Source organism: Paenibacillus sp. GbtcB18 (genome assembly GCF_019091125.1).
Taxonomy (GTDB): domain Bacteria; phylum Bacillota; class Bacilli; order Paenibacillales; family NBRC-103111; genus Paenibacillus_F; species Paenibacillus_F chitinolyticus.
In genome coordinates this window covers 287,470-305,059 of the sequence record NZ_JAGXJX010000007.1, presented here as the reverse complement: position 1 = coordinate 305,059, position 17,590 = coordinate 287,470, and the positions used below count along the sequence as shown (strand labels likewise).

Below are 17,590 nucleotides of genomic sequence, written 5' to 3'. Positions count from 1 at the left end.
CGGACCTCGGGACGACGAACCGCAGCTAAGTTTCTGCAAGCTTCGGGTAATGGTTAAAAGCAGTTGTCGCCTGGCTTCGGCGGTTTCCCTTCCGCGCCTCCCTCATCTCCGTAAATATGCCGGAATGCCGACGGGATGCTTTCGATTACGTCGCTGGCCAGAACATCCGCAAGGGAGTGGTGTTCCTCCGTCAGCAGACTTGCAGCCAGGCCATGAATGTAAACGGCGTTGCTGACAGCCTGCAGAACGTCCTCGTGCTGCAGGAGAAACGCCGCCGCGATGCCTGTTAGCACGTCGCCGGAGCCGCCTTTGGCCAATGCGGCGCTGCCCGTCGTGTTGACGTGCTGCGTGCCATCGGGGGCCGCAACGATCGTATGCGGGCCCTTCAGGACGACATAGGCGCCCGTCTCGGCCGCAAAGCGGGCGGACACGCCGAACCTGTCGTCCTCTACCGCCGCGGCAGTGCTGCCCGTAAGCCGGGCCATTTCGCCCGGATGCGGCGTCAGCACCGTCGGCTTGCGGCGCTTCCGCAGCAGCGGCAGGAGCTCTGCGGCGTGGAACAAGGCGTCCGCATCAAGCAGGACGGGCACGTCCTGGCGCAGCACCTGTTCCACGACAGCCCGGCTGCCCGGCGTGCGTCCCAAGCCGGGCCCTGCGGCAATCGCGCCGAAGGCGGCGTCGCCCAGAGGCAGCTCGCCCCGGAAGTGACCGGCCTCCGACGGCGAAGGCAGGTACATCGCCTCCGGGTAATGGCCTGCCGCAATCGCGTGGATGCAGTCCGGCACCGCCGCCGTCACGAGCCCGGCTCCGCTTCGGAGCGCGGCGCGGGATGCGAGGACGACAGCTCCGGGCATCCGCAAGGACCCGCCGGCCACCAGCAGCCTGCCGTGCGTCCCCTTATGCGAGGACGCTTTCCGGCGCGGCAGTGTCCGCCGGACATCCGCCGGCGTCCACAGGGCGCGGCGGGGCAACCCTGCGGCTGCGGCCGGCGGGATGCCGATGTCGGCGACGAGCAGCTCGCCGCAGTAAGAAGCGGCCGGGTGCGTGAACGCCCCGAGCTTCGGATACTGGATCGTCACGGTGACATCCGCCCGGACGGCCGCTTCCACGGGGCCCCCGTTCGCGGGAACCCCGCTCGGAAGATCGATCGCGTAAACGGCCGCACGCTGCTCGTTGATCTTCCCGATCAAGCTCCGGTAGGGCTCGCGGAGAGTGCCGTTCACCCCGATGCCGAGAAGCGCATCGACAATCGCGTCCGCCCGCTCAAGCCGGCGTTCCAGCTCAGCCTCCGAACCTATGTAATCGCTGGCGGCATAGCCCGATTTTTCATAGACGGACAAAGCGGCCGCGGCGGTTCCCCTGATTTTGTCCCGCGGCGGAATCAGCCACAGAGACACCTGCCTTCCGTGCGCCTTCAGGACTCTGGCGATCACGATTCCGTCTCCGCCGTTGCTGCCCGCGCCGGAAAGCACAACAACCTTCGCCTCCGGCGGAATCCGCTCCAGCAGAAGAGATGCGGCCGCCCGCCCCGCGCTTTCCATCAGCGTGTCGGCACTTATTCCGATGAGGTTCACGGTTTGACGGTCGATTTCGTACATGTCTTCGCCTGATACGATTCGCATCGTTTGGACCTCCTTAAACGGTGGGTTCTGTCCGGATAAAAATCCGCTCCTACTCTCTTATTCTATTTAACCTTCTACTAACCAGTATAAAAGGCTGACGGGCAGAATTAAACTTTTGGGGAGAGTAACGAAATTCCGGCAAAAAAAAAGGGGTTACCTTCCCGTTACGGAAAGGTTTAAGCTAGAAAGAGAAAAATGAAATTCCGGCGTGCAGCCGGTTGAAATACGGGGGAGGAAGGCCGTTATGCACATTAAAGAAGCAGCCAAACGGCTGGGAATATCCGCCCGGGCTATCCGCTTTTACGAAGAAAAAGGGCTGATCGCACCGGGTAAGGAACTCTCCAGCGGATACCGTTCTTTTACCGAACAAGAAATCTGGAGGCTGCGGACGATCGTCGCCCTGCGCGAATCCGGCATGTCCGTCAGCGGTATTCAGGTCGCCCTTGAGCAAGTGGAACGTGGCGAGCACGATGAACTGCTCCATTATCTGGAGCTGCAGCGCTCTGTCCTGTACGCCCGTATGCTGGAGACCAGGCAGACGCTTCAAACGACCGACCACATGATCGGGCTTTTGCAGGGGAGCCGCGGGCTTCCCTTGGAGGACTTTTACCGGCTTGCGCAGGATTCCAGAGAGGTCCGGGAGCTCCGCAACTGGGAGGACCGCTGGAACTTCGACGAGCTGGCTTCTTCTCACGACGAGCGGGTATGGAGCGGCGATTCGGCCTATCCCGGTTACCGTGAAGCGCTTGAACGGACCGTGGAGGAGATAAATCCGGCACCCGGAGAAACGGGACTTGATCTGGGCACCGGGACCGGCAATCTCGCCGGTTTGTTTATGGAACGCGGAGCGGTTATGAACGGAGTCGATCAGTCCAAGGAGATGCTCCGTATCTGCCGGTCCAAATTTCCGGGCATGACGACCAAAATCGGCAACTTCCTGGCCGTTCCCTATACGGACGGGCAGTTCGATTTCGTGGTGACCAGCTTTGCGTTTCACCATTTGTCCGGTCGGCAGCAGAAATTGGCGCTGAACGAAATGGCACGGGTGCTAAAACCTCAGGGCCGCATCGCGATCACGGGTTTTATAAACCGGAATGCCGATGGAGGAGCCCCGGCTGATAAGCATCGTACGGATTCACTGGCTGGAGTGTTGGATTTTTTGGACTGGTTTGGTCCAAACGGGTTTGAAAGCAAGTGCCTTAAGCTTTCGCCCGAGCTTTATCTGGCTGCCGCCCGGCGCGGGTTTCCCTGACATAAGAGCTTCACCATGAAACGCTGTACGGTCCGGCATCCCGGCTTGTACCGGGCGAGATACCGATATCCTGTATCCGCATACTTGCCATGGCAATAAGCGGCCTTCGGTTTGTCGAAGCGGAAAAGGCACGGACCGTTTTTGCGGAACGGCCGAGAACGCATGATTTGCACCGCGGACCGGGCAGGACTGCTCGCATGAGAACGCCTGACGCCCGATGGATTTTCCCCGGATCAGGAACTCAAAATTCGCTTGACCTTGCCGCTGCGTTAACGCTTAGGGTGTGGAGGGAGAACCGATTTCACATTCTAATTCCCAAAACGGAGGTACTGACCGCATGCCCGACCATACCGATATTTACCGCAATCAGACTCATCTGTACGACCGGATGATCTCCAGACAACCCGATCTGGCGGAAAGGATTGACCGCATCCGCCCCCATGAAGGGCTTGACATCGTGGACCTCGGAGCGGGGACGGGCCGCCTGACGGCCGTTTTGGCGCCGAAGGCCGCATCGGTCACCGCCCTGGACGCCTCTTCAAGCATGCTGGAGGTCACCGCTTCCAAGCTCCGGCGGTCAGGGCTGACGAACTGGCGCTGCACGGCCGCCGACCACCGCAGCCTCCCTCTGGCGGACGACTCCGCCGACCTTCTCGTCTGCGGCTGGAGCCTCTGCTACCTCGCCGGCTCGGACGTCCCGGACTGGGAAGCTAATGTGGCTCAAGCCCTTGCCGAGATGAGACGGGTTCTGCGTCCCGGCGGAACTCTCATCCTGCTGGAAACGATGGGCACCGGCACGGAGGTTCCGGACCCTCCCGCGTTCCTGAAGCCATACTACGCGCTGTTAACGCAAAAATACGGCTTCGCCCACGAGACGTTCCGCCTGGATTACACCTTCGCATCGCTGAAGGAAGCCGAGGAAACGGCACGCTTCTTCTTCGGAGAAGATCTGGCGGCGAAGACAACGCTGAACAACTGGGTCACCTTGCCGGAATGCGCCGGGGTCTGGTGGCTGCATATGCCGGCGGGGGCATAACGGGAGCGTAAACCGGCGCGGCGTTCCGCATTTGAAGTGGCCTCCTTCCGTTTATTCCCCGAGAACCGGCGGTTGTCGGCGGTGCGCCCAGCGTGAGCGGCGTTGCCGGCGGCAGCCATCCCTGACCGATAACCCGGCAGCGGACGCACCAAAAAGCCCTGCAGACGATATTCCGTCTGCAGGGCTTGCTTCATTCACAGAAAACTAGCCAACTTAGAAAACGTACAAGCCTAGATCAGCCCTGAATCGTGCGATTCGTGCCCTAAAGCCGCAGCAGTTTATCCGAGCACGATGCTTTCCGGTTGAAGCGGCCCTATTACGGCCAACCGGGCCAACTCGGCCAGCTCAGCAGCTTCGGCCCGCATAAGCCCGGCTAGCTCTGAGCCCGTTCCGCCACCGCGCGGGCGATCCAGACGCCCGCCGCCCCCGCCTGGGCCAGTCCACGCGTTACGCCGGCGCCGTCCCCGCCGCAGTACAGGCCTGCGATTTCGGTTTCGAGCTGCTCGGTGAGCTTCGGACGGGCAGAGTAGAACTTCGCTTCCACGCCGTAAAATAGCGTATGCTCGGACGCGATGCCCGGCGTTACTTTTTCCAGCGCCTCCACCATCTCCACCAGGCTCTTCATCGTGTTGTAAGGGAGAACGAGCCCCAGATCGCCGGGAACGGCTTCCTTTAATGTAGGCTCAAGAAATCCCTCCTTGATCCGGCCTTCCGTAGAGCGGCGGCCGCGGATGATGTCGCCGTATTTCTGAACGATGACGCCGCCGTTTGAGAGATCGTTGGCACGTTTGCAAATCTCGCGGGCGTATTCGTTCGGTTTATCGAACGGCTCCGTAAACTGGTGCGAGACGAGCAGGGCGAAGTTCGTGTTCTGCGAACCGAGCGCCGGGTCTTTGTACGCATGACCGTTAGCCGCCATGACGCCGCTGTGATTTTCCACGACAACATGTCCCGAAGGATTGCTGCAGAAGGTGCGGACGCGTGTGCCGACCGACGTGTTGAAAATAAACTTGCCTTCGTACAGATGCTTGTTGATTTCCTGCATCACGACATCGGATGTTTCCACACGGACGCCGACGTCGACCTGATTGTTGTACATTTTCAGGCGGCGTTTGCGCAGAACGCTCGTCAGCCAAGCGGAACCGTCGCGGCCGGGCGCCACGATTACGGAATCGGCTTCGATCTCTTCCCCGCTGCTCAGCACAATCCCTCGGATCTTATGGCCGTCGGCCGTTTTGCTCGTCAGCAGGTCGGCTACTTCCGTTTTGAACCGCATGTCCACTTTCGTCTTCAGGTAGGTATTGATCGAACGGAGAATTTCAAGATTCTGCTCCGTCCCCAGATGGCGGACCTGCGCCCTTAAGAGCTTGAGTCCCGCCGCGTAAGCGCGGTTTTCAATGGAGGACACGACGTCCGTAAGCGGATCGGTCAGCGTCTGCTGGGCACCGTGCTTCAAGTTGATGTCATCTACATACCGGATGAGATCCAGCACGCGCGAAGGCGGCAGATAGTCCGTCAGCCAGCCTCCGAATTCCGTCGTGATGTTGAACTTGCCGTCGCTGTAAGCTCCGGCGCCGCCGAAACCGGCGGTAATTGAGCAGGCGGGCAGGCAGCCCGCAAATTCCTTGCGTCCCGCGGCAGGCGGACACAGCTTGATTTTCTCCTCCAGAATCGGACAACGGCGGCTGCCGATGTCATGCCCTTTATCTACAAGCAGCACTTTAAGGTGCGGCGATTTTAACGAAAATTCATAGGCAGCGAATATCCCGGCCGGTCCGGCCCCCACAATAATGACATCGTAACGGTTGCTCATGATCGTATCCCCCAGTCAGTTATGAAAGGTATCAGGCTTGAGCCGGGCACGCAAAAAAATCCCGGCCTTTGAATGGTACGGTAAAACCGTCCATTCGTAGCCAGGAATTTCCGGTTCCTTGTAGAGACCTCTGGCCCGTATTGCCAAAGATATACGAATAGGTAAAACATAAATTTAGTTGTTAACGGAGACGTTTGCCCCTTAAACAGGTTAACGAAAATCATGTTCGAAGTCAACCCGAATTCCATTAAATATTCGGTTTATTTTTTGTAAAAAAGGATTTTTCACAAAAACCGAGCAATTTAACCACCAAAACACGAACATTAAAAAGAAAGAGCGATATAACCCGCCGACAGCCACATCACAATCGCCGACACCTTGCCCAGAACCGCCGTAAACCGGGCGGACCCGCTTATCCGGCCCGTCAGCCAGCCCAGCGCGGCCAAACCGAAGAACCAAAGCCAGGAAACAAGGATACACGCCAGGGCGAACACCCATTTATGCGTCCCGCTGTACTGCAAGGAGCTCGTCCCGATGACACCAACCGTATCCAGGATGGCATGAGGATTCAGCAGGGAAACTGAAGCGGCGAATGCGATCTGTTTGCGTGCGGGATAGCGTGTTTCATCACCCGTTGCGGGTTGATCCGCGTCCTTGCGTGAAGCGCTCTTCCACGTTGTCCAGCCCATATAGGCCAAAAAAATGACGCCCGCACTCATGAGCACGGTTTTGATCCACCAGATTTTCAGAACGAGAACGGAGACGCCGAAAACCGCCAAACCGATCAGAAGCGTGTCGCAAAACGAAGCCGTCAGAACGGCCGGAAGCGCCCGGATATATTTTTTGTGCAAAGCTCCCTGATTGAAAATAAATACGTTCTGCACCCCGAGAGGCAAAATAAGCCCCATAGCCAGAATTAGTCCGTGCAGGGCGGCCGCAGCCGTTAACATCATGCCGGTTCCTCCATCTCTCTACTGTTAATCTCACTTGTCTTACTTCCTCATGATATAGAAAGATAACCGTTTGTCTCCATCCATTTGGATGGATCTCCGGCCAACCAAACGTTATACTGGAACAAGCGAGCCAGGATCGGCTAAATTCAGAGGACCGTTCAGAAAGCCGGACATCCTCCCAGAAAGCAGGAACCCTTCATGCAGGACAGCAGCTGGAAACCCGACAAGACATCCTCCATTCCCTTATCCGTTCAAATCAAACAGTATATTATAGGCAAAATCGAAAACGGCGAGTGGCCCGTAGGCACGAAAATCCCTCCCCAGCGGGCTATGGCGTCCGTCTTCGAGGTCAACCGCAGCACCGTCGTAGCCGCCGTTGACGAGCTGATCGCCGACGGAATCCTGGAGGGCCGCAGCGGAAGCGGCACACGGGTCGTCAACAATTCGTGGACGCTGCTCACGCCGCCGGCCGTTCCGGACTGGACCTCTTACGTGCAGTCGGGCGGCCATCGGCCCAACCGGACGATGATCCGGGAGATCAACCGGGCGGAATTCGCTCCAGGCATGATCAGGCTGGGAACGGGAGAGCTTTCTACCGTTCTTCATCCCCATGAAATGACGAGAAAAGTGCTCGAGAGGCTGCCGGATCGCATGACTTCGCTCGGCTACGAGGAGCCGAAGGGGCTGCTCCCTCTCCGGGAGAGGATTAGCGCTTATCTGAGCACAAGCGGCATCCATGCCTCACCTTCGTCCATTCTGATCGTCTCGGGAGCGCTGCAGGCGCTCCAGCTCATTTCCCTCGGCCTGGCGCAGCCCGGCTCCACTCTGCTGCTGGAGAAGCCGTCTTACTTGTTCTCGCTCCATATGTTCCAATCCGCCGGGGTCCGCCTATGCGGCCTTCCGATGGATGAGCGCGGAATCATGGCGGACCGCATCCCGGAGCTGGCCAAGCGCGCCAAGGGAGCCATGCTCTACACCATCCCGTCTTTTCATAACCCGACCGGCATCCTGATGCCGAAGGAGCGGAGAAAAGAGCTGCTGGAGGTGTGCGAGACAGCGCAGCTTCCCGTCATCGAGGATGACGTGTACCGCGAGCTGTGGCTCGACGAGCCCCCGCCTCCCCCGCTGAAAGCGATGGACAAGAACGGGCTTGTCCTGCACCTCGGAAGCCTCTCCAAGACATGGAGCCCCGGCCTGCGCATCGGCTGGGTGGTCGGACCCGAAGCCGTCATCGACCGGCTGGCCGACCTCAAGATGCAGACGGACTACGGCTCCAGCTCGCTGTCGCAGTGGGTGGCCGCCGAACTTCTCTCCGGCGGGTTATATCCGCGGCATCTGGAGACGGTCCGTACGGAGATGCGGAAACGCCGCGACCGGACCCTGGAGCTGCTGGACAGCGGGTTCAAGGATATCGCCTCCTGGAAAGTCCCGTCCGGCGGCTTTTACATCTGGCTGAAGCTTACCCGTTCTCTCTCCATGAAGGAATTGTTTGAGAAAGGGCTCCAGGCAGGTATCCTTCTGAATCCCGGAAGCCTGTACGATCCTCTCTCCGGGCCTTATCTCAGACTTTCGTATTCCTACGCTTCTCTCGAAGATCTGGAAAAGGGGCTGCTGAGGCTCTCCGCTCTGATCCGCAGACTTGCCCGCTGACCCCATGCCGGGATGCCGGACTTTGGAGCCGGTTTGCCGGACCGGACGTCTAAAAACCTTTTTCCCGCAATAGGTTAAGCAGGAGAAGACATCCGGAAAGGAAGAAGAGCATGGCCTCCTTATTTCAACTTCCCGTGCAGGTGGAAACCGAAACCGTCACATATCCGGGGGTGACGATTTATACGCCGAAACTTTCGGGCCTCCGGAGCCCTGCGGTTCAGAAAAAGCTAAACGCGGCATTCTCCGGCCTTACGGCTTTGCTCATTGACGAACAGAAGAAATACCAGACCGGCACTCTCCGGGAGATGGCGGGGCATTATGAGGTGAAGACGAACGAGAGAGGACTGCTCAGCCTGATTGCTACCAACTATGCCTATTCAGCCCCCATGGCCCACGGGTTTACCGTTGCGGAATCTCTTACATGCGATGTGAATTCCGGAAATTTTTTCACCCTTTCACAGCTTTTCAAACCCGGAAGCGGCTACGTGGAACTGCTTTCGCAGCACGTAAAGGTACAGCTTCAACGGCGGAAACTGCCCCTGCTGAACCCTCCGTTCAAATCCGTCTGGCCCGATCAAAACTTCTATCTGGCGGACAAAGCGTTGGTGCTGTATTTCGATCTTCTTGAAATCACTCCTTATTACGTCGGATTTCCCATGTTTCCGATCTCGGTATACGATCTGCTTCCCATTGCGGCAGAAGGAGGTCCCCTGGACATCCTTGCGGTAGACGTCAGCTGACAAGCCTCCCGCCGGTTATCGGACGAAGCGGCAGCCTCTCAAATAGAGCGCTGCTTTTTTGCGTTCCGGATTGCACTTAGAAAAAATCGCGGATCGTCCGGCGTGTACGACGGTCAGGAATTTTTTGAGATTTTAGCGTTCGGAAGGGTAATATAAAGAGCAGGACCCCCATACTTAGGAGGCAGATAAACAATGGAAACCAGCTTATACGAAAAACTGGGCGGAAAAGAAGCAATCGGAAAAGTCGTAGAGGAGTTTTACAAACGTATCATGGCGGATGAATCGGTCAATCATTTCTTCCGGGATACGGATATGGCGAAACAACTGCGTCATCAGACGGCTTTCATCAGCTATGCGCTCGGCGGTGCCCCTTACACGGGCAAATCGATGGCTGCGGCCCATACGGGACTTAATCTGCAACCGGAGCATTTCGACAGCATTGTCAATCATCTGCAGGCCTCTTTGCGGCACTTCGGAGTTACGGAGGACGATATCCGTCAAATCACGGAGAAAGTGGGAGCCCTGAAGGGAGATATCCTCTATAAATAAAACGGATACGAGCCGGGCATCTTCCCCGGAACTCCCGTCGATAACTCCCTTTTCCCCGCCTGCTGCGGTCTGGACGAAAGTTCCCTGAATCTTTGTCCTCTTTTCCCGCAGAGGCCGGATGTGCTACAATTTGCAAAACGTCTTCACGTGTTAGGATTACTCACATATAGAGAAGGCAGAAGGGGGGAAACGGATGGATATGCGCAAGTACCGTTTGGATGAACCCGCACTGGGTACATTCAGCGAGGAAAGGGACGAATACGAACGCGATTACGCCCGTCTTATTCAGTCTCCGGTGTTCCGCCGGCTGCAGGGTAAATCGCAGGTATTCGGTGCGGGGACGGGGGATTATTACCGGACGCGGCTTACCCATTCCATAGAGGTTTCGCAGATTGCCCGCGAGGTTGCCCGGCGTATGAGAAAACAATACGCGTTTTGCATCGGCGGGGAGCATCCCGGCTTGATGATTGACCCGGCCGTCGTGGAATGCGCATCGCTCGCGCACGATTTGGGACATCCTCCGTTCGGCCACAAAGGCGAGGAAGTGCTCAATCATCTTCTCGGGGAAGAGCACGGCCTTTCCTACGAAGGAAACGCGCAGAATTTCAGGATTCTGACGTTTCTGGAGAAGCGCGCCGGCAGTGACAGCGGCCTGGATTTGACGGCCGCCGTGCTTCTTGCCATCAACAAATACCCATACAGCCTGGAAGAGCCGGGACGGCTCAAAGGCGTGTACGGGATGGAGTGGGAGGGCATCCGGCAGCTCCGGGACATGTGGAACATGCCGGAAGGCTGTCCGACGCTGGAAGCCCAGCTCATGGATTTATGCGATGACATTGCGTACTCCACGCACGACATCGAGGACGGCATCCGCGCCGGCAAAATCCAGATGAACCGCTCCTTCTTCGAAGACGACCGGCTGATCGGACACCTCGTTCAGGAAATCGTGAACGATCAGGGCAACCTCGAGGTCGGCTGGGAGCAGGTGGACATCACCGCAATGGTGAAGCAGGTGCTTGCCTCTTACCTCGAGCAGTGGGAGCTCATCTACGCCCAGTGCGACCGGGAAGCCTCGCGCACGCGCAGAGAGATGAAAGCCCGCTGGGTCAGCTCTTTCGCCGGCAAAGTCGGCATCATCGACGACCCGGATAAAGGCTGGAAGCGCGTCACGTTCGTGCGCGAAGGCCGCCAGGACCTTGATCTTCTCCGCACGATGGAGATTATCAAGAAGCTCGCCTGGGTCACGCTCGTCAAGGACTTCCGCGTCCAGCGGCTTCAAAAGCGCAGCGAAATCATCATCCGCCGGCTGTGGGACAGCTTTAAAGTACCGGACCACGGCCAGCTCATTATTCCGCCCGACTGGATCGAGAACTACGAGCGGCATCGCTCCGTATGGTCTTGGCCCCGGCTGGTCGCCGATTATATCTCCGGCATGACCGACGCGTACGCGGAGAAAGTCGCCGCCGAGCTTTACGCGAGCAAGTCCGGCTCGATCTACGAGATGGACTAAGGCGGGATGCCCGTTTTTTTAGAAGAAAGCCTGTATATTTATGCGGTCCAAGACGGCAGAACTCTAAGCGGCTGCGGCTCCGGCTTGCCGAAGTAGTAGCCCTGAAACCATTCATAACCGAGATCCCGGAGACATTCCAGATCGTCGCGGTCTTCGATTCCTTCCGCGAGCGCTCGGGAATTGAGCTCCTGGGTCATTCTTGCCACAGCGCGTGCCACGCGCTGTTTTCCTTTATCCTTGCTGACGCCCCGGCAAAATTCAAGTGCCAGTTTCACGACGTCGGGCTCCAGCTCGGAAAGGACCTGCAAGCTGTTAAAACCCGTTCCGACATCATCCAGTGCATAGCGGAAGCCATGTTTTTTGTAAAAAGCCAAGATGCTTCTCAGGTGGTCCATATTGTTGATTTCTTCGCTCTCCACCACTTCGAAAATAATCGATTCGGGGTTTACGCCCGTTCTCTCCACCATCTCAACCGTCGATTGAAGACAATGAACGGGATTATAGATGGACGTCGGGAGGAAGTTGATGAAAATCAGTCCGTCATCCAGACCCCCGGCGTTCCGGACAGCTTCCAAGCGGCATGTGCGGTCCAGCGCGAACAGGCGGTCTCTCGCTTTAGCGGCCTGAAACAGCTGAACCGGCGGAATCAGACCGCCGTCCCGCCCGGTTCCCCGCGACAGCAGCTCGTACCCGATAATGGAGCTTTCCACGCCGTCAAAAGAAACGATCGGCTGGTAAAACGTCCGGATAGAGCGGTTCGTAATGACTTCGTCAATCCAATTGGCATCTCGTTCTTCCTTGAAAAATTGAACGGGCTTGAGCTTGTCCAGCCACTGCAAGGGATCATGCTTGTCCGCCCGCACGGCCCGGATATTGGCATATTCCAGATGCGCGGTCACATAATCGAGCATGGCGTTGAACAGAGATTCGTGCATCCAGTACAGCCGTGAATCGATTTTATCCCACTGATCCGCCGGGTATTCCGGCAAATAGGCATCCAGAAACGCGGAAGTTTCGCTCCCGCCAAAGTAGACCGTGTAGCCGCGCTCCCCAACGAAGCATTTCGAACAAAAGTTTTGCATGAAAAGCGCTCCCTATGTCACATAATGGATGGATTTACGTCTATCTTACTTAATAAAGGTTCTAATTTACAACCTTTAAGGATAAAATTTCATTTTAACGGGGAATCGGGGCTTGAAAACGGTTTTTACTTCCTAATTCCCCTGAAATCTCCTTAAACTATTTTCGCCGAATTCCCACTCCGGCGTTTTCAGACCGCCTCCTTCTTTAAGCGTGTACCACGGGCTTTGTGCGGGGTTTGCGGGATTGACCAAAATTTGCGTCTCCTGGGCGGGCGTGTAGCTTTGCGCCAGCATAAATAAGGTCTCCCCCGTCGACTTATTCACCGCTGTATCCACGACAATGACCGCATGTCCCGGAGACCCTCCGATAATGAACACATCTCCCGGCTTCACTTCGCTTTTTTTGACCGGTATCAGCTCTTTTTCCAACGATAACGTTCCCGCATAGGCGAAAACCACATCCATAAATTTGCGGAAACCCTCCTGGCTGTTATCGGGCCCACCGTTTTTTACCCACGATGCCTCATTTCCATTCATCTTAATTCGATATCCGTTCATCCATTTTGAATAGTCGGCTTTAAACCCGTTCACAAAGTTAAAATGAATCTCCCCGTACTGCTTCCGGTCGAATAAGTATTGGGCCCGCAGCAGCATGACCGCATCGGCGCACTGATGAAGATCGCGGCTGCCGATCAGGATATCGACCACAGCCTCGTAGACACCGGGCTTGTTTTTCTCGCGCCCGTCGAAAAGATGAACGACCGAGCCGTCCGGCTTCAGCTTCAGTCCGCGTAAAAACGCCGCAAAGCTTCCCGGCTCGGCCGGCGTGCGTTCGAATCCCTTCGGCGCTTTGAACCGCTCCTGTAAAGTAACGCCTTCCGGCGTCACAATGGCGGCGTTCTTTGCGGCAGTCCGTCCGGCTGCGGATTTCTCGCTCCCAGCCTCTTTCCCCGCCTGCTTGGCAGTCGGCTCGGAGGAACCGGCCGACTCGCACGCGGACAGCCCCAAGGACAGAACCAGCAGGCTCATCAGCGTACTTTGCTTCCATTTATCGCTATATAAGAAGGACATGTTCGCGGTCTCCTTTGAACTTTTTCTACATTATAATGCATTCTAGAATTTATTTACAAAAAATGAAATCTAGGGTATTCACAATAAGTTGAAAGAGATTGCTCAGGCATACCGGATTTGACTCTCCACTTTGACGCCGGGACGACTTAAGCCGTCCTTTGTATCCTGCTCACACGTCACCGGTCCGCTTCTTTACGGGATACCTCAACCTCTGCCCGAAGCTCTCCCGCAAAATATTTTCCTCCTCCCGCCGCTCTGTGTTCTCTTCTATTCCGCTGAACCTTTACATAAGATTTGAAAAATAACTTGAAAATTGACGCTTGACGTTTTGAAGCTCCGGTAGTACGATACATATCATTAATCCCGACTAAACTTATGAGCATTAAGGGGGAACAGGCTTCATGAATAACAACTTGATCAAAGCTTTCGAGACCAACTGGATTTCCCTGGTTGTTTCTCTCGTTATTATCGGCTTTCTTTATTTCTTGGCCAAAAAACGCGTCAGCTTCGGCTACCGCGTCCTGATCGGTCTTGGTATCGGTCTTATCGTAGGGTTCATCTTCAACACCTACAAACTCGACGCGAAAAGCGTCAGCACGATCGGTACGATCTACGTCAATCTCATCAAAATGATGGTCATTCCGCTCGTAGTCGTGCTCGTCATCAACAGCATCGCCGGTCTTTCCAACCTTGGGCAGCTCCGCAAAATCGGACTGAAAACGATCGCGCTGTTCCTGACGACCACCGGTATCGCAGCCTTGATCGGACTGCTCGTCGCGCTCGTGTTCAATCCGGGCTCCGGCATTCCGCAAGGCACGCTTAAAGATTTCAAACCGAAAGAAATCCCGACGTTCTCCCAGGTTATCCTGGATCTCGTTCCGTCGAATCCTTTCAATGAAATGGCGACCGGCAAAGTCGTTCCGGTTCTGATCTTCGCGATCTTCGTGGCTGTCGCCATCGTTCATATCGGCTCCAAGAAACCTGAAGCCGTCAAGCCCGTGAAGGAACTGATCGCTTCGCTGGCTCAAGTGCTTCACCAGGTGATCAAGTACGTCATCCGCCTGACTCCATACGGCGTATATGCGCTGATCGCGGCTATGGCCGCCAAGTACGGCGTGGATACCCTGAAGCCGCTGATCATGCTTATTCTGGCCACGTACACGGCGCTTCTGCTTCACTTCATCATTACGTTCGGCGGTCTGGTTACGTTCGTAGCCAAGGTCAACCCGTTCAAGTTCTTCCGCAAGGCTTACCCGACGATCGCCGTTGCTTTCACGACCCGCAGCAGCTACGCGACACTCCCGGTTAACCTGGAAGTCCTGACGAAAAAACTGCGCGTATCTCCGCGTATCGCCAGCTTCGTGGCTCCGCTCGGCGCAACGATCAACATGAACGGCTGCGGCGGCGTATGGCCCGCTGTCGTTGCGATCTTCGTCGCAGGCGTCTATCACATTCCGCTGAGCGTGTCCGATTACATTCTGATCGTGCTCGTCAGCATGATCTCCTCCGTCGGCGTTGCCGGCGTGCCCGGACCGGCCGCTATCTCGACTACGGTCGTCCTGACCGCTCTCGGTCTGCCGCTTGAAGGTCTCGGCCTGACTCTCGCGATCGACGCGATCGTCGACATGGGCCGTACGGCTATCAACGCGACGGGTACTACGGTGTCCACGCTGATCGTGGCCAACTCCGAAGGCGAATTCGACCGCGCGTCTTTTGACCGCGACGAAGAGGATGAGTTGGAATTGAACCCGGCTTAAGCGGGACGTTAATAAAGGGCAGACTCCGGTCTGCTCTTTTTTTATTTGGCCCTATCGCATGAAATCGAGAGAGGACGGAGGACCGCCCCTACCCGGTTCTTTTCCCCCTGTGTTCTTTTTCGCTGACTGCAAAACCGGTACGGTGTTGTTAACATCGTGATTCCCTGTTTAAATATACAAAAGAGAGGGCCTCAGGCCGATAATGGGTATGTCTGGGAGGCAGCTAAGCAATACTAACATCAACTCTGTATGGAGACAGGAGACACAGATACGCTTATGAGAAAAATTGGGTCCATTTACGCCCGTGACATCCGAAACATCGCGACCAATTGGGTGGCCGCCGTCATCATTTTGGGACTTGTATTTCTGCCCTCGCTTTACGCGTGGTTTAATATCGAAGCTTCCTGGGATCCCTACGGTCAGACCGGGGGCATTGCCATCGCGGTCGCCAATAACGACGAGGGAGCCACGCTGCGCGGCAAACAGCTGAATCTGGGGAACGAAATCGTGGCCTCGCTCAAAAAGAACGAAAAGATCGGCTGGACCTTCGTCGACGAGAAAGAAGCGATGAAAGGCGTCAACCACGGGGAGTATTACGCCAGTATTATTATTCCCGCCGATTTTTCAGCCAAAATCGCTACCGTGCTGACCGATGATCCGCAAAAAGCGGACATTCTCTACTACGTGAACGAGAAAATCAACGCCGTCTCGCCGAAAATCACGTCCAAAGGGGCCACGGGCGTCATTGACGAGGTCAGCCGCAACTTTATCAAAGTGGCAAACGGAACGATTTTTCAGATCTTCAATGAGATCGGTGTCGAGCTCGAAAACGAACTGCCGACGATCGAGAAAGTGAAAACGCTCGTTTTCAAGCTGGAAACGGTATTCCCCGAGCTTAATCAGGCTGTCGGCGTCGCACTGGACGATGTGCATAAGTCGAATGACATTGTAAAAAAAGCGCAGGATAACCTGCCGATCGTTACCCAGCTTGCCAAAGACGGAGAGGCATTCACCAACAAGCTGGGCGACTTCCTCGGCAAAGGCTCGGAGGCCGTCGAAGCGCTCGGTCCGAACATCAAGCAGGACCTCCTGCTGCTTCAGCAGACGGCGACGGCCACGCAGGAGCTGACCGGCATCCTGAAGGACGCCAACTTCGACCCCGCCGTCGCCAAGGCCGCGATCGACCGGGTCTCGCAGCGTCTCACGGTTGCGGTTGATGTGACGGACCGGATGATCGGCTTGTTCGAACAGTTGAACAAGTACACGGGCGGCAAAGTGATGCCGTTTGTGATCGACCGGTTGAAATCCGTGAAGGATCGATTCCAGCAGCAGCTGACCACGGTCGGCAAGATCAGGGACGCGATCGACAAAGGCGAGAAACCCGCCCAGGAGCTGGTCGATAACCTGAACCGCCTCTCGAAGGAAACGGCCGGCTTCATCGGCGACATTCTGGGCCGGTACGACAGCGAAATTCAGCCTCAGATTCTCCAAGGGATCGCCAAGGCGAAGAAGACGGCCCAGAACGCTCACACCGTACTGAGCGAAGCGGTCAAAAGCATCCCCGATCTGCAGAAAATTCTCGGGGATGCGGCGAAGGGTCTTGCCGTCGGGGACAAGGAGCTCAAAGAGATCCAGGCCCGTTTGCCAGAGGTAGAGACGAGAATTAAGGATCTGGCCGATAAAATCCGCGCCTTCGAGAAGGAAGGCAACCTGACGGAACTGATCGACCTTCTGAAAAACAACTTCGAGAAGGAAAGCGAGTTCTTCTCGGAGCCGGTACAGCTCAAAGAAAACAAGCTGTTCCCGATTCCGAATTACGGTTCGGCCATGTCGCCTTTCTTCACGACGCTTTCCCTGTGGGTAGGCGCTCTGCTTCTCGTCTCGCTGCTGACGGTAGAAGTGCATGAGCCGGGCTATAAGAGCTACCAGGTGTTTTTCGGCCGCTATTTGACGTTCGGCACGCTGGCCGTTATGCAGTCGCTGATGGTCACGCTGGGCGACATGTTCATCCTGAAAACCTATGTCGTCGACAAACTGTGGTTTGTCCTGTTCGGAATGGTGCTCAGCGCGGTCTTTATGCTCATTGTGTACACGCTCGTCTCCGTATTCGGCAATGTCGGCAAAGCGATGGCCATCGTGCTTCTCGTGCTGCAGCTGGCAGGTTCCGGAGGTACGTTCCCGATTCAGGTGACCCCTCCGTTCTTCCAGGCGATCCATCCGTATCTGCCGTTCACGTACGGGATCAGCATGATGCGGGAAGCCGTCGGCGGCATCCTGTGGGACATTATCATGGAAGACTTGATCATGATGGCGGTTTACATCGGGATTACCCTGGTGATCGGATTGGCGCTTAAAAAAGTCATCAACAAATCCAGCGCCAAATTCATAAGCCGCGCCAAAGAAAGCAAGCTTATTCATTAGAAGCGGGACCTGCCTTCGGGCAGGTCTTTTTTCTGTGAAATTTAGAATGGGGACAGTTGATTTCCAAGGATTCTGTCCATTGACCCTTTCTGCAAATAGCCGTACACTAATCATTAGTCGACTAACTAATAAAG

Annotated in this window: 13 protein-coding genes and 1 riboswitch; of the genes, 8 read left to right on the top strand and 5 right to left on the bottom strand. The window is 56.2% G+C overall.

What is annotated here, in order from left to right; translation table 11 throughout:
- Positions 1-53: 53 nt before the first annotated feature.
- The gene (locus tag KVT34_RS21040; RefSeq protein ID WP_217560803.1) at positions 54-1,622 is read right to left on the bottom strand and encodes an NAD(P)H-hydrate dehydratase; all 1,569 of its coding nucleotides are present in this window, start codon (positions 1,620-1,622) and stop codon (positions 54-56) included.
- 244 nt (positions 1,623-1,866) lie between these two features.
- On the opposite strand from KVT34_RS21040, the gene KVT34_RS21035 reads away from it, so the two are divergent.
- Both KVT34_RS21035 and KVT34_RS21030 read left to right on the top strand, forming a co-directional pair.
- Positions 1,867-2,874 carry a methyltransferase domain-containing protein gene (locus KVT34_RS21035; protein WP_217560802.1) on the top strand — a complete coding sequence of 336 codons (1,008 nt, stop codon included), beginning with the start codon at positions 1,867-1,869 and terminating at the stop codon, positions 2,872-2,874.
- Between the two features lie 337 nt (positions 2,875-3,211).
- Positions 3,212-3,910, top strand: coding sequence for a class I SAM-dependent methyltransferase (locus KVT34_RS21030; protein WP_217560801.1), 699 nt, complete (start codon positions 3,212-3,214; stop codon positions 3,908-3,910).
- A gap of 373 nt (positions 3,911-4,283) precedes the next feature.
- Here KVT34_RS21030 and KVT34_RS21025 read toward each other — a convergent pair whose 3' ends face one another.
- Together KVT34_RS21025 and KVT34_RS21020 are read right to left on the bottom strand one after the other, a co-directional pair.
- Positions 4,284-5,723 (bottom strand): NAD(P)/FAD-dependent oxidoreductase, encoded by a 1,440-nt coding sequence (locus tag KVT34_RS21025; protein ID WP_217560800.1) that lies wholly within the window; start codon positions 5,721-5,723, stop codon positions 4,284-4,286.
- Positions 5,724-5,800: 77 nt separating this feature from the next.
- Positions 5,801-5,900, bottom strand: a riboswitch (purine riboswitch).
- Positions 5,901-6,046: 146 nt separating this feature from the next.
- Positions 6,047-6,676: a LysE/ArgO family amino acid transporter gene (locus KVT34_RS21020; protein ID WP_217560799.1), complete on the bottom strand. Its 630-nt coding sequence runs from the start codon at positions 6,674-6,676 to the stop codon at positions 6,047-6,049.
- 198 nt (positions 6,677-6,874) lie between these two features.
- Here KVT34_RS21020 and KVT34_RS21015 point away from each other — a divergent pair, with 198 nt between their 5' ends.
- The 4 genes from KVT34_RS21015 to KVT34_RS21000 all read left to right on the top strand — a co-directional run bounded on the left by KVT34_RS21015 (position 6,875) and on the right by KVT34_RS21000 (position 11,125).
- Positions 6,875-8,326 (top strand): aminotransferase-like domain-containing protein, encoded by a 1,452-nt coding sequence (locus KVT34_RS21015; protein WP_217560797.1) that lies wholly within the window; start codon positions 6,875-6,877, stop codon positions 8,324-8,326.
- Between the two features lie 110 nt (positions 8,327-8,436).
- The gene (locus KVT34_RS21010; protein WP_217560796.1) at positions 8,437-9,066 is read left to right on the top strand and encodes a DUF3298 and DUF4163 domain-containing protein; all 630 of its coding nucleotides are present in this window, start codon (positions 8,437-8,439) and stop codon (positions 9,064-9,066) included.
- 192 nt (positions 9,067-9,258) lie between these two features.
- On the top strand, positions 9,259-9,615 hold the full coding sequence (locus KVT34_RS21005) for a group I truncated hemoglobin (protein WP_217560795.1): 357 nt from the start codon (positions 9,259-9,261) through the stop codon (positions 9,613-9,615).
- A gap of 193 nt (positions 9,616-9,808) precedes the next feature.
- A complete protein-coding gene (locus tag KVT34_RS21000) occupies positions 9,809-11,125 on the top strand; it encodes a deoxyguanosinetriphosphate triphosphohydrolase family protein (protein WP_217560794.1) in 1,317 nt (438 codons plus the stop codon).
- Positions 11,126-11,163: 38 nt separating this feature from the next.
- Here KVT34_RS21000 and KVT34_RS20995 read toward each other — a convergent pair whose 3' ends face one another.
- Both KVT34_RS20995 and KVT34_RS20990 read right to left on the bottom strand, forming a co-directional pair.
- Positions 11,164-12,207 carry an EAL domain-containing protein gene (locus KVT34_RS20995; RefSeq protein WP_217560793.1) on the bottom strand — a complete coding sequence of 348 codons (1,044 nt, stop codon included), beginning with the start codon at positions 12,205-12,207 and terminating at the stop codon, positions 11,164-11,166.
- A gap of 132 nt (positions 12,208-12,339) precedes the next feature.
- Complete coding sequence (locus KVT34_RS20990) at positions 12,340-13,278, bottom strand: DUF4846 domain-containing protein (RefSeq protein WP_217560792.1); 939 nt, start codon at positions 13,276-13,278, stop codon at positions 12,340-12,342.
- Positions 13,279-13,679: 401 nt separating this feature from the next.
- Here KVT34_RS20990 and KVT34_RS20985 point away from each other — a divergent pair, with 401 nt between their 5' ends.
- Both KVT34_RS20985 and KVT34_RS20980 read left to right on the top strand, forming a co-directional pair.
- Positions 13,680-15,035 (top strand): dicarboxylate/amino acid:cation symporter, encoded by a 1,356-nt coding sequence (locus KVT34_RS20985; RefSeq protein ID WP_217560791.1) that lies wholly within the window; start codon positions 13,680-13,682, stop codon positions 15,033-15,035.
- Between the two features lie 276 nt (positions 15,036-15,311).
- On the top strand, positions 15,312-17,456 hold the full coding sequence (locus tag KVT34_RS20980; protein ID WP_217560789.1) for a YhgE/Pip domain-containing protein: 2,145 nt from the start codon (positions 15,312-15,314) through the stop codon (positions 17,454-17,456).
- Positions 17,457-17,590: the final 134 nt, after the last annotated feature.